Genomic DNA, 11,392 nt, shown 5'->3' with positions numbered 1-11,392 from the left:
CTGATCACCCATGGCCGGACGCAATCCGCCGCATAATCCCCCTATCGCCAATCCCTATCTCGCCGCGCGCAACGAATGGAACGAGCGTTATGGCTCCTATGTGAAAGCAGCCGCCGCCTGGCGCATCGTCGGCGTCACCGGTATGGTGATGGCCGTGATCGGCTTCGGCTACGCGCTTTATCAAAGCACGCAGGTGAAGCTCGTTCCTTATATCGTCGAGGTCGACAAGCTCGGTACGGCATCCAATGCCGGCTTTCCGCAGCAGATCGAATATGCCGACCCGCGTGTGGTGCGCGCCACGCTCGGCAGCTTCGTTTCGAATTTCCGGTCCGTGACGCCGGATGCGGTCGTGCAGAAGCAATATATCGACCGGACCTACGGCCTCCTCAGGACCTCGGATCCTGCGACCGAGAAGGTCAACGCATGGTTCCGTTCCAATTCGCCCTTCGAGAAGGCGAAGACCGCCACGGTTGCGGTCGAGGTCAACAACATCGTCGCGCTGTCGAACCAGTCCTATCAGGTCGACTGGACCGAGTTCGAGCGCGACCGCCGCGGCAAGGAGACGGCGGTGCGCCGTTTTCGCGGCATCGCCACCGTAACCCTCACTCCGCCGCAGGACGAGGGCGTCATCCGCCTCAACCCCATCGGTCTCTATCTCCGCGACTTCGACTGGACAGCGCAGCTTTGAAAGGCATGGCCCCGAACATGAACATCCGACTTCAGAATTATTCGGCCATGCTGACTGCCGGTGCCATCATATCAGCGGCGCTGGTGTTCTCCGTCCTTGCACCTATTGATGTCGTTGCGGCCGACAGCGTCACCGCCAACGAGGCGAAGGGCATGGGGATTTCTACCCAGTGGCGCGGATCGCGCGGGTTGGTGACCAAGGGAGCGGATGGCAAGGTGATTTTTCTTTTTGGCGAGGTGCAGCCGTCGGTCGTCTGCTCACCGCTTCAGGTCTGCGACATCGAGCTTCAGGGCGGCGAGGTGGTTCGCGATGTCTTGGTCGGCGACACCGTGCGGTGGAAGGTGGAACCGGCCACGTCAGGGGCGGCGGGCGGCCAGGCGATCCATCTGATCGTCAAACCGTCGGAACCGGGGCTGGTGACCTCGATGGTGGTGACGACGTCGCGGCGCACCTATCATATCCAGCTCAAGTCGCATTCCACGCAATATATGGCTCGCGTCGGTTTCGAATATCCGGAGGACGTTTCGGCAAAGCTCGCTGATATCAATGCCCGGCTCGAAGCGAGCATCATTCCCGGCGCCGGTGTTCCGGCCGAGCAGCTCAACTTTTCCTACTCGGTCTCGGGCAGGGCCGGCTGGCGGCCGACGCGGGTCTATTCCGATGGCCAGAAAACCTACATCCAGTTCCCGCGTTCGATCTCGGGACAGGATGCGCCGGTGCTCTTCGTCACCTCCGGCGGGCAGAACCGGATCGTCAACTACCGCATGAAGAACGACATGATGGTGGTCGACTATCACATCGATCGCGCGGTGCTCGTCTCGGGCGTCGGCTGGAAACAGGAAAAGGTGACGATCAGAAGGGGAGGGCGGTGATGCGCATCTTCCACCTCCACCCCATCCGCGCCCTTGCCGCAACCTGCACCTTCGCCATGCTCCTTTCCGGATGCCAGTCGATGGGGACAGATGGTCTTGTCGCCAGCAACGCGCCGCCGGAGATTTCGGGCCCAGCGGCGGGCGCTATCGCTGGTGACATGGTGAGCCGCCTGGCAGAGCAGATCGGACCCGGCAAGGCGACGGTTGCCCTCAAACCCGACGCCTCTCCCTTCGGGCAGGCACTAGAGGCGGCGTTGAAAGGCTGGGGTTATGCCGTCGTCACCGATCAGAAGACGGACAGCGGCACGAAGGTCATTCCGCTCGCCTATGTCGTTCTCCGCTTCAATGACCAGGTTCTGGCGCGTCTTTCGACCGATAGCGTCGAACTCGGTCGCGCCTACATCGCCACCCCAAGCGGGGCAACGCCGGCAAGCGCGCTGTCGCTGATGCGTCGCGGCTGAGGGGAGGCAACGATGGTCCAATCCCTCAAGCTCGGTGGCGCTGCGAATGACGAAGCAGACTCCGGCATCAAACGGATCAACCGCGTGCCGATCATCGTGGTGATCGTGTTGGTCATGGCCTTTCTTGGCGTCATTTTTTATGGGCTTGCCTCCCGCGGACTCTACTTCGGAAAGGACAGCGGCCCGGAAACGAGCTCCGGAAATCCGGCCTCGACCTTCGCCGACCAGATCAAGCGCGGCGTGACGGACGGCATCATCGGAGAGCCGCAGCAGCAGACGACGTTCCAGCCGATACCTGTCGAGACAAAACAGGACGGAGAAAAGGTGGACAATCCCTTCACGCCGCAGCCGGGACAACGCCAGGAACAGCAACGCGGGCAGGATTTGGAACCCGAAGAGGTCTGGCGCGCCCGTCTCGAGCGGGAACAGCGCGAGCAATATCTGCGTGAGCGGCATCGCCAGCGCATGGCCCGGTTACAGGCGAATGACTCCGCCTATGATGCACCAATCGCGATCGATCGCAGCAAGCTGGAAGCGAGGGCCTACCAGACCACCTCAGCCGAAACGACGACAAACACTGCGTCATCGACGACCACCGGCGCCACCTCGGATCTTTATGCCGCCGCGTTACGGGCCGGTCTCGGCGGGCAGAATATCGATCCGAACGGACAATCCTCCAAGGAGGATTTCTTCAATGCCGATCTCAAGGAACTCGGATATCTCCCAAATCGCGTCGTGCCGCAGCAATCACCCTTTGAACTGAAACGCGGTTCGGTCATTCCGGCGACTCTGATCTCGGGCATCAATTCGGACCTGCCCGGTCGTATCACCGCACAGGTCAGCCAGAACGTCTATGACAGTGCAACGGGGCATCGCCTGCTAATCCCGCAAGGAGCGAAGCTATTCGGACGCTACGACAGCAAGGTGTCGTTCGGTCAGAGCCGCGTCCTCGTCGTCTGGACGGATATCATCTTCCCGAACGGCTCCACGCTGCAGATCGGCGGCATGGCGGGAACAGATGCGCAAGGCTATGGCGGTTTCAACGACAAGGTGAACAACCACTATTGGAGAACGTTCGGCTCGGCGGCGCTGATCGCGCTGATTGGAACCGGGATCGACGCGTCATTGCCGGAAAGTTCGACGCTTGCCACGCAGGAAACGGCATCTGACGCGGCGAGACGGAATTTCGCGGAGAGCTTCGGTCGCGTCGCGGAACAAACCATCAGTCGAAATCTCAACGTCCAGCCGACACTGGAAATCCGGCCGGGTTACAAGTTCAACGTCCTAGTTGATCAGGACGTAGTGTTTCCCAAATCCTACTGAGGTTCACTACAGTGGCAGTCGGCACGCTTCAGTGAGAGATACAACAGATGCGATCAGGGGCGTCCCCGAGCAGAGTGCATTGCTTCAGCTTTCGAGAGATTGCCGCCGACGTCGGCGTGAAATCGCCAGCGTGCACTATCATTTTCCGACCAACGTGGCCGCCCAGTTGCCCGACCTGAAACGTCTCAGCATCCACTGCCGGATCATCCTGCCGCAGGTGGTGATCCTGTCCTTCCCGGCCCTGATGAACATCAATCTGATGGTCTTCAAGGACACCGTGTTGATCCTGACTTACGGCTACTACGAACTTCTGGGTGCAGCCAACGCCTCAGTCAACACCCAGGAATGGAGCAGCTTCGCCATGGAGATGTTCCTGGTCGTCTATCTGGTGTTCTTGGGTTCGGGCATGCTAATCTCGTCCGTCGGGCGGCGGATCGAAGAAAGCCTGCGACGGGTCTGAACCCCGATGGGCTGGCCGGTCCCAATTCCGGCAAGTCCGATCCGATGCGACGTCACCGGCACCTATCCGGGCGCATGCGCCCGGATAGGTGCCGGGATTTCACAGCTTACCGATGGCACAGTGCCAACATTGGCCCCGCTCGTCCGCAAGGCAGGCAGCAACGCGTCGATCCTGTATGCGGACGACGTGAGGGTAGAGGCAATAGGCTACTGCCTCGGCTCGAGAAAGCGCCGGACCATGGTGGTGATGAGCTTGCGGCTTTCGTCGAAGTCGATACCGGGAACCATCAGGGGCAGCATGGGTGTGGCGTCGACGATGGCGATCAGCATGGCGGCGGTATGTTCGGAGTCGAGACTCGCATCGACCTCGCCGCGCGCCTGACCGGCTTTCAGCGTATCCGATAAAAGCCGACGCACTCCGTCCGAATTGCGAGCGAGGATGTTGCGGATCCGCTCGTTACGCCCCGCCTCGGCCAGGAGCTCGAAGAGGATGCGACAGTGCGCGGCGTCGTCCCAGCTCTTCATGCTCCAGATTTCGGAAAGGAGCACCGTCGCTACGTCTCCCGCCTCCCGCTGCCGCTCGAAGTGGTTATGCAGCGTGGAGAGGTAATCATCGGCCATCTGCTCGACAATCGCCTCCTTGCCGGGGAAGTAGTGGTAGAGATGGCCCGGGCTCATCTCCGCCTCCTTGCAGATCATTGAGATCGAAGCTCCCTGCAGACCATGCCGCAGGAAGCAGCGATGCGCAGCCTCGAGAATCTGCTGCCGTTTTCCCTCGTGCTGCTCAGGGACGAGTTTGCGTGCCATGTTGCCTCCAACAAAAATAGAATGATCGCTCTATCTATATTGACGATAGAGCAAGACCGGAATATTAGAATGAACATTCAATCTATTATGGAACGCGCCGCAGGTCCAGTGCGGCCGTCTTCAAGGCGCGGGGTATCATGGCCAAATCGACCTTGTCATTTTCCTCTATCCTGGCTTGGCTGCTGGCGGCCTTCTTCCTGTTCGGGTTTTATGGAAATGCCTTCATCACCGCCGACTATGCGGCCGCCTATGCGCGCTGGGGCTACCCGAACTGGTTCCACTATCTCACCGCGGCGCTCGAACTTGCCGCCGCACTTCTGCTGATCGGCAGCGGTACGCGCATCTACGGCGCCGGGCTCGGTGCCGTGGTGATGGCGGCGGCGACACTGACCACGCTCGCCCATGGGGACTACTCCCACACGACGGCGCCTGCCATCGTGCTCCTCGTCTCCCTCACAGTCCTCGCGCTCAGCCTCGCGGCGCGGCGCAGGACCACTTGATCACTCCCCTCATTTCGGAGCAGATACATGAATGAACCAGTGCAATCGGCCGGTCCGGCCGAAGGAACGAACGCGTCCCTATCACAGGCCGATACATGGTCGGACCTCCTCACCGGGCGGCATCTTGCCATCGTGACGGTTCTGGCGAGCGGCGTGCTGATCTACGCCATGAACCTCTATTTCACGGCCGCGCTGATGCCCTCCATCGTCGCCGATATCGGCGGCCAGCACTACTATTCTTGGGTGACGACATCCTTCGTCGTCGCGGCCATTGTCGCCTCGCTGTTCGTTAGCCGCATTCTCGATTGGAAGGGACCAAGGGCGGCCTATGTACTGGGCTTCCTCACCTTTGCGTTTGGGGCCGCTGGCAATGCCTTGAGCCCGACTATGGAGCTGCTAATCGCCGGCCGTGTCGTCCAGGGACTCGGCGGCGGCCTCCTTGCCGGCCTTGGCTATGCGGTTATCCGCTCCGCCCTGCCCGAGCAGCACTGGGCCCGCGCGACGGGCGCCGTATCGGCCATGTGGGGTCTCGGCACGCTCTTTGGCCCCGCGCTCGGCGGTGTCTTTGCCGAACTCGGCCTCTGGCGCTGGGCCTATGGCGCCCTGGCCTTTGCGGCGCTCGTTTTCACCATCCTTGCACAACGGTGCTTTGGCGGGGTCGCCGGGGCCCGCCACCGTGCGCCCGTGCCAGTTGCTTCGCTCGTTCCGCTAGTGCTCGCCATTGTCGCGATCAGCCTCAGCGCCGTCGTCCCGATTGGTTGGCCAACTCTGGCAATGGTGGGTGCAGGCTTGGTGCTTCTGGTCCTCTTTGTCACCGTCGAGCGGCGCGCGCACGACACCATCCTGCCGCGCATAACCTATCGGCGCGGCAATTCGCTGAAATGGGTCTACCTCACCGTCGCTGCGCTTAGCGCCGGCGTCATGGTCGAGACCTTCATTCCGCTCTTTGCGCAGAAACTCGCAGGCCTCGCCCCCCTTGCCGCGGGTCTTCTTGGCGCGGTGCTTTCCCTGGCCTGGGTCATCGCACAGCTCTTCGTCGTGTCGGTATCGTCAGACGCAGGACGACGGCGCGCCATACGCCTCGGCCCGCTGCTGCTGACCGCCGGCCTCATCGCCTACGGCCTGCTGCAGGCGGAAGGAACCGACCTGGCGATGGTCACCCTCTGGGCCGCCGTGCTGGCGGTCGCCGGCGCGGGCATAGGGCTTGCCTGGCCGCTGCTCGGCGTCGCTGCCATGAGCGCGACCAGCGACCCAGCGGAAGCCGGCAAGGCAGCAGCGGCGATCACGACCACTCAGCTCATCGCCTTCTCCGTCACCTCCGCCTTCGCCGGAACACTGATGGCTGCGGGCGGCGACTCGGTGCTGGAGGCCGCGCGCTACGTGACACTGGGCATCGCCCTCCTCACCCTCGCCGGCATTCTCACCGCTGGCATCGCGACGAGACGATAGTCGGAGCCCACCACACACCGCCGCAGCCGCGCATTTCGCAAAGCTGCGGCGAATGTCTATTTGTCGAAGGATGCCACGGATGGAAAGAACCTGCCCCAAGACCAGCCTGACGGTCGGCGACGTCGCGCGCCGAAGCGGCATCGCCATCTCGACGGTACATTTCTACGAGGCAAAGGGCTTGATCGCAGGCTGGAGAACAATTGGAAATCAGAGGCGCTACCACCGCGCCGTTCTCCGGCGCATCGCTATCATTCGTATTGCGCAGCGCGCGGGCCTACAGCTCGGTGCGATCCGCGATGGGCTTGGGGGCCTTCCGCAGGATCGCGTTCCCGACAAGGCGGATTGGCGGCGGCTTTCCGAAAACTGGCGGCAGATGATCGAGGACCGCATCGACTGCCTGACGCAATTGCGCGACCAGATCACAGGCTGCATCGGTTGCGGCTGTCTTTCGCTAGAGGAGTGTCCGCTGCGCAATCCGGATGACATTCTCGGCCGGGAGGGGACGGGGCCACGACGGCTTATCGCAGCCCCGCCCTCAGACGAAGACGAGGGCGGCTCCCGGGCGCGGGGCGGTCATCGCCGGGTCCGCGCATAGGCGCGGTCATGCCAGAGGAGCGGGCGCACGCCTTCGGAAATATCCGCTGCGGTCACGCGCCCGGCAAAAAGCATGTGATCGGCAATCGGCATGGCGCCGGCAAGCATGCAATCCAACGAAACGGCGGAAGCGAAGAGGCGCGGTCGGCCGGACCGCCACCATCCCCATATGCCCATGAGATAACGGCTCTCTGGGGAAACCTTCCCCGCGAAAGCGTCGGCGATAAGCTCCTGCCCCTCGCCGAGCATGGCGAACGAAAAGCCCTGGCTTGCTTCGATGGTCTGGGCCAACGCACTGTCCCGCGTGATCGAGACGAGGATCGTTGGTGGATCCGCGGTAAGGGAAAAGGCCGCCGTCACCGTGCGGCCGGGGCAAAAGCCGGCGCATTCGGCGCTGACGACGCAAACGGTAGAGGCCATGCGCGCCATGGCCGAGAGGAAGACGGGCCTGGTAATCACGGGCTCAGGACGGTCCCGGTCATGTTCTAACGTGACGATGTTCATGGTCATGCTTTCCCGACAATGGCATCAGTCGCGATGCCGCTTAAGATAGGCGATGATGTCGCGAATATCCTTCGCCTTGCCGAAACCGGGAAAGGCCATCCATGTGCCCTTGATCATCGCCTGCGGCCGCTTCAGAAACGTCGCCAGCTCCGCCTCGGTCCAGACGAGGCCGTTTGCGGCGGCGGCACGCATGGCGTCGGAATAGGGATAGTCCGGAGAGGCCGCCGCTGGTCGCTCGACGACGCCTTCAAGCAAAGGGCCGCGACGGCTCTCGTTGGCATCCGGTCGGTGGCAGACCGAGCAGCGCTTGAAGAGCCTTTCGCCTGCAGCGAGGTCGGCGGCATCTTCAGCAAATGCATTGGGGGTGGTGGAGAGAAGAAGAAGGCTCGCAACAAGGGATGCGAGGGAATGGCGATCCATGGCCGAACTCCGTTGAGGTTGAGGCCATATCCCTATAGTTCCTCAACAATAGTTGAGGTCAATAGCGGCTTTCCGGAAATTGCCGCTTCATCCCGCGGGCGGAGATGCGCGCACGCGGCCGGCCGAGCGTACGGCGAAAGACGGCGGAAAAGGCACGCGGATTGTCATAAGCAGCATATCGCTGCAGCGGGCAAAACACTTCCCTGGCACCTGAAAAACAGGCAATTACAGACGGGCACTAGCCCAGCTCAGGACGCCGATATTGCTAACCGATAGCCCCATGACGACTAATCGCGTCCAGAGCCAGTCTGTGACCCGCGTAGACCGAGCCAACGATTGTGTCTCCGAGCGTACGCGCTGCTAGATAGCCAGCATTGAAGGCATCGCCCGCGCCAGTCGGGTCCACGACTTGGATGGCTTGTTCGAGCTCGATTTCCTCAGTCCTGCCCTCAGAGATAACGGCCATCAGGCTCCCACCGTTCTTCACAATGACCTCCGGAACACCCCATCTCGAGTATCGCTCCGCGCACGCGATCGGCGAGGCGTCCCTGAAATGCTCACGCTCGTCGCCGAAGCTCGGCAGAACGATATCGGCCAGTCTAGCGGCATTGGACAGGACGGCTCGCAATTGACTTTGCGAACTCCAGAGTTCGCGGCGAATGTTCGGGTCGAACACCACCCGGGCGCCCCTCAGCCGAGCGCGCTTGACGCTGCGCAGGAAGGATAGCCGCCTTGCGAGCGGCAATATTGCTAGGGTGATACCGCTGAAGTAGATGACGTTCGCGTCGACCATCGCCTGCCAGAGCACGTCTCCGTCGTCCGCCAGGTGGCGTGCGGCTGAATTCTTGCGCCAGTAGGTGAAACGCCGGTCGCCATTTTCCTGATGGATGATGTAAAGGCCGGGGAGGTAGGCCTCGAGCTCCGGGCTTCCCGCAAGTTCGATCCCGCTCTGCCTGATAAAGCTCCGCATGGCCTGCGAGTGGATGTCGCGTCCGGTCGCGGTGAAGAATGCAACCTCCCAGTCCGCAGCCGAAAGGAGGCGCCTCATATACCAGGCGGTGTTTAGGACGTCGCCGGCAAAGCCGAGTTTCAGGGCACCCGCCTCCCCCGAAATCTCGATCATCGCTTCGCCGATGAAGAGAGCCTTTTGCACCGTCATGCAATGTTGCTCCAAGTGATCACCACATAACGTCGCCGCCGTTTGGGGACAGGCTCTGCCCGACGATGAAGGCGGCCTCGTCACTGGCAAGGTAAAGGTAGGCGGAGGCGACCTCTTCGACGGTACCAATGCGCCTAATTGGCAACTGGGAGATTTTCCATTCCTTCCAGGCGGGGTCACTGGCATGCCACATCGGTGTGTCGGTCGGACCCGGGCAGACGCAATTCACAGTGATACCTTGAGATGCGACCTCCTGGGCAAGCGAAACACTGAGGGCGACGAGTGCAGCTTTGGAGGCGCAATACGCGGCTTGCTGTGGCGCGGGTTTGTGGGCCAATTGCGACGCCGTGTTGATGATGCGGCCAAAGCCCCGTTGCAGCATATGGGGGAGCACGGCCTGTATCGCGTGCAGGGTGCCATCCAGATTCACATCGAAGACACGCCGCCACTCCTGTAGGGGCACCTCATGAAAATCTAGTGCCGGCGTGCCCGTCCCGGCATTGTTGACGAGGATGTCGATATGGCCAAGCGTTTCCAGCGCCCTGTCGACGACAAGTCGAACGGCTTGTGCATTCGTCACATCGCAGGCGATGCGGATTGCCGTTTCGCTTGACGACAACTCGTCAGCTTCGAACCTATCCGCGACACAGACCCGGATGCCGGATCTCTCGAAGAGATCGCGGACGGCAGCCCCGATACCGGATTTTCCGCCAAAGATCAGTGCGGTTCGGCCTTTGAACTCCGGCATAGTCATTGCTCCACTCGCGCGCGCGGAAGAAACCGACCATACCCAGGTTGGCCGCAAAATTCACCATTATCGACGATGACTTCCCCGCGCAGCAGGACCGAGACCACACGGCCCCTGACATTCATGCCTTCATAGGCCGAATAGTCCACCGCATGGTGAAGATCGCTATTTCGAATGGTCCATTCCGCATTCGCATCGAAGAGGACGAGGTCGGCGTCACTGCCGACCGCGACATTGCCCTTGCGTGGCGCTAGGCCGAAGGTTCGTGCCGGGCGCGAGGACGCAAGATCGACGAACTGCTCGATCGTAATGCGGCCCTGGACGACGCCTTGATATAGGAGCACGAGACGTTCCTCTATGCCGGGAAGGCCGTTAGGGATCTTAGTGAAGTCAGCTCGCCCACCTTGTTTTTGATCGTAAAAGCGGGTCGAGGAATGGTCGGAAGAGACCGTTTCGAACAGGTTGTGGCGAAGGGCGAGCCAGAGCGCCTCCCGGTCCTTTTCCGTCCGGGCTGGCGGTGAGAAGACATATTTCGCGCCCTCGAATCCGGGCTGGTCGAGGTTTTCTTTCGTCAGGAAAAGGTAATGCGTGCAAGTCTCAGCGAGAACCGGCGCACCGCGCAGCTTGCCGCGAACGATTTCTTCGAGCGCCTCGGCGCAGGTGACATGGACAACATAGAGCGGTGCACCGGTTATCTCGGCCAATGCAATAGCGCGCGCCGTCGCCTCGGCCTCGGCGCGCGCCGGCCGGGTTTCGGCATGGTATTTCGGCCCGGTCTTGCCCTCTCGCAGATATTGCTGCTGCAAATGATAGATGGCATCACCGTTTTCGGCATGGACCATGACCATGGCGCCGCACTGCCGCGCCGTTGTCATGGCCGTCATCAGCGCATGGTCATCCACCATGGCGCCACCCTTGCCGGACATGAAGAGCTTGAAGCTTGTGATGCCTTTCTCCGGCAATGTCGCCAGTTCCTTAGCGATCGCCTCGTTAAAGTCCGGAATAAGCATGTGATAGCCGAAATCGATCGCGGCCTTGCCCTCGGCCTTACCGTTCCAGTTTGCCAAGCCCTCCGCGAGCGTGCCGCCCGGCGTCTGTTGGCAGAAGTCGATGAGCGATGTTGTGCCGCCACAGGCCGCGGCAATTGTCCCCGAGCGGAAATCGTCGGCCGTCATCATGTTGAGTGACGGAGCATCGAGATGTGTATGGACATCGACGCCGCCAGGCAGAACCAGCAAGCCCGCCGCCGACACCATGCGTCGCGCCTCGGGCAATGTTCCCCCTATCTGCACGATGCGGCCGTCGTCGACGCCGATATCAGCCTTGAATGTCCCCGCGTTCGTCGCGATGGTGCCGTTGACAACAATTAGATCGATCATATATATCATTCTTTATGCAGAACATTGTA

The 11,392-nt window shown here is 61.5% G+C and carries 14 protein-coding genes; 8 read left to right on the top strand and 6 right to left on the bottom strand.

Annotated elements, in window-relative coordinates:
* Positions 1 to 10: 10 nt before the first annotated feature.
* From J2046_RS28935 to J2046_RS28915, 5 genes are all read left to right on the top strand, one after another.
* Positions 11 to 688, top strand: coding sequence for a conjugal transfer protein TrbF (locus J2046_RS28935; RefSeq protein ID WP_210057711.1), 678 nt, complete (start codon positions 11 to 13; stop codon positions 686 to 688).
* A gap of 17 nt (positions 689 to 705) precedes the next feature.
* A complete protein-coding gene (trbG, locus tag J2046_RS28930) occupies positions 706 to 1,560 on the top strand; it encodes a P-type conjugative transfer protein TrbG (protein WP_210057709.1) in 855 nt (284 codons plus the stop codon).
* On the top strand, positions 1,560 to 2,021 hold the full coding sequence (gene trbH / locus J2046_RS28925; protein WP_210057707.1) for a conjugal transfer protein TrbH: 462 nt from the start codon (positions 1,560 to 1,562) through the stop codon (positions 2,019 to 2,021). The genes trbG and trbH overlap by 1 nt, the downstream gene beginning before the upstream one ends.
* A gap of 12 nt (positions 2,022 to 2,033) precedes the next feature.
* On the top strand, positions 2,034 to 3,344 hold the full coding sequence (gene trbI / locus J2046_RS28920; protein WP_210057705.1) for an IncP-type conjugal transfer protein TrbI: 1,311 nt from the start codon (positions 2,034 to 2,036) through the stop codon (positions 3,342 to 3,344).
* A gap of 130 nt (positions 3,345 to 3,474) precedes the next feature.
* The gene (locus J2046_RS28915) at positions 3,475 to 3,804 is read left to right on the top strand and encodes a hypothetical protein (RefSeq protein ID WP_210057703.1); all 330 of its coding nucleotides are present in this window, start codon (positions 3,475 to 3,477) and stop codon (positions 3,802 to 3,804) included.
* A gap of 206 nt (positions 3,805 to 4,010) precedes the next feature.
* Here the strand turns inward: J2046_RS28915 and J2046_RS28910 are convergent, their stop codons facing one another.
* On the bottom strand, positions 4,011 to 4,610 hold the full coding sequence (locus J2046_RS28910; protein ID WP_119258590.1) for a TetR/AcrR family transcriptional regulator: 600 nt from the start codon (positions 4,608 to 4,610) through the stop codon (positions 4,011 to 4,013).
* A 137-nt stretch (positions 4,611 to 4,747) separates the two neighbouring features.
* Between J2046_RS28910 and J2046_RS28905 the strand changes: the two genes are divergently transcribed.
* The 3 genes from J2046_RS28905 (at position 4,748) to soxR (ending at position 7,154) form a co-directional block, all read left to right on the top strand.
* The gene (locus J2046_RS28905) at positions 4,748 to 5,110 is read left to right on the top strand and encodes a DoxX family protein (RefSeq protein ID WP_210057701.1); all 363 of its coding nucleotides are present in this window, start codon (positions 4,748 to 4,750) and stop codon (positions 5,108 to 5,110) included.
* A gap of 27 nt (positions 5,111 to 5,137) precedes the next feature.
* Positions 5,138 to 6,559, top strand: coding sequence for an MFS transporter (locus J2046_RS28900; protein ID WP_210057699.1), 1,422 nt, complete (start codon positions 5,138 to 5,140; stop codon positions 6,557 to 6,559).
* A 79-nt stretch (positions 6,560 to 6,638) separates the two neighbouring features.
* Positions 6,639 to 7,154 carry a redox-sensitive transcriptional activator SoxR gene (gene soxR, locus J2046_RS28895; protein ID WP_210057697.1) on the top strand — a complete coding sequence of 172 codons (516 nt, stop codon included), beginning with the start codon at positions 6,639 to 6,641 and terminating at the stop codon, positions 7,152 to 7,154.
* Here soxR and J2046_RS28890 read toward each other — a convergent pair.
* The 5 genes from J2046_RS28890 to hydA form a co-directional block, all read right to left on the bottom strand.
* Positions 7,133 to 7,657 (bottom strand): flavin reductase family protein, encoded by a 525-nt coding sequence (locus J2046_RS28890; RefSeq protein ID WP_210057695.1) that lies wholly within the window; start codon positions 7,655 to 7,657, stop codon positions 7,133 to 7,135. The genes soxR and J2046_RS28890 overlap by 22 nt on opposite strands.
* A gap of 24 nt (positions 7,658 to 7,681) precedes the next feature.
* Complete coding sequence (locus tag J2046_RS28885) at positions 7,682 to 8,077, bottom strand: c-type cytochrome (protein ID WP_119258594.1); 396 nt, start codon at positions 8,075 to 8,077, stop codon at positions 7,682 to 7,684.
* 265 nt (positions 8,078 to 8,342) lie between these two features.
* Positions 8,343 to 9,236, bottom strand: a complete 894-nt coding sequence (locus J2046_RS28880; RefSeq protein WP_210057694.1) for a sugar kinase — start codon at positions 9,234 to 9,236, stop codon at positions 8,343 to 8,345.
* A gap of 19 nt (positions 9,237 to 9,255) precedes the next feature.
* The gene (locus J2046_RS28875) at positions 9,256 to 9,984 is read right to left on the bottom strand and encodes an SDR family NAD(P)-dependent oxidoreductase (protein ID WP_210057692.1); all 729 of its coding nucleotides are present in this window, start codon (positions 9,982 to 9,984) and stop codon (positions 9,256 to 9,258) included.
* A 2-nt stretch (positions 9,985 to 9,986) separates the two neighbouring features.
* Positions 9,987 to 11,363 (bottom strand): dihydropyrimidinase, encoded by a 1,377-nt coding sequence (gene hydA, locus J2046_RS28870; RefSeq protein ID WP_233470360.1) that lies wholly within the window; start codon positions 11,361 to 11,363, stop codon positions 9,987 to 9,989.
* Between the last annotated feature and the right edge of the window lie 29 nt (positions 11,364 to 11,392).

The organism is Neorhizobium petrolearium (assembly GCF_017873175.1).
Lineage (GTDB): Bacteria > Pseudomonadota > Alphaproteobacteria > Rhizobiales > Rhizobiaceae > Neorhizobium > Neorhizobium petrolearium.
Note: the sequence above shows the minus strand (reverse complement) of the source record. Positions and strands in the feature narration are given on the sequence as shown.

Excerpts from the sequence above, each read along its gene's own strand:
- trbI (WP_210057705.1), top strand. The coding sequence starts at position 2,034 with ATGGTCCAATCCCTCAAGCTCGGTGGCGCTGCGAATGACGAAGCAGAC.
- J2046_RS28885 (WP_119258594.1), bottom strand. The coding sequence starts at position 8,077 with ATGGATCGCCATTCCCTCGCATCCCTTGTTGCGAGCCTTCTTCTTCTC.
- J2046_RS28875 (WP_210057692.1), bottom strand. The coding sequence starts at position 9,984 with ATGCCGGAGTTCAAAGGCCGAACCGCACTGATCTTTGGCGGAAAATCC.
- J2046_RS28890 (WP_210057695.1), bottom strand. The coding sequence starts at position 7,657 with ATGAACATCGTCACGTTAGAACATGACCGGGACCGTCCTGAGCCCGTG.
- soxR (WP_210057697.1), top strand. The coding sequence starts at position 6,639 with ATGGAAAGAACCTGCCCCAAGACCAGCCTGACGGTCGGCGACGTCGCG.
- hydA (WP_233470360.1), bottom strand. The coding sequence starts at position 11,363 with ATGATCGATCTAATTGTTGTCAACGGCACCATCGCGACGAACGCGGGG.
- J2046_RS28900 (WP_210057699.1), top strand. The coding sequence starts at position 5,138 with ATGAATGAACCAGTGCAATCGGCCGGTCCGGCCGAAGGAACGAACGCG.
- J2046_RS28880 (WP_210057694.1), bottom strand. The coding sequence starts at position 9,236 with ATGACGGTGCAAAAGGCTCTCTTCATCGGCGAAGCGATGATCGAGATT.
- J2046_RS28935 (WP_210057711.1), top strand. The coding sequence starts at position 11 with ATGGCCGGACGCAATCCGCCGCATAATCCCCCTATCGCCAATCCCTAT.
- trbH (WP_210057707.1), top strand. The coding sequence starts at position 1,560 with ATGCGCATCTTCCACCTCCACCCCATCCGCGCCCTTGCCGCAACCTGC.
- J2046_RS28910 (WP_119258590.1), bottom strand. The coding sequence starts at position 4,610 with ATGGCACGCAAACTCGTCCCTGAGCAGCACGAGGGAAAACGGCAGCAG.
- J2046_RS28905 (WP_210057701.1), top strand. The coding sequence starts at position 4,748 with ATGGCCAAATCGACCTTGTCATTTTCCTCTATCCTGGCTTGGCTGCTG.
- trbG (WP_210057709.1), top strand. The coding sequence starts at position 706 with ATGAACATCCGACTTCAGAATTATTCGGCCATGCTGACTGCCGGTGCC.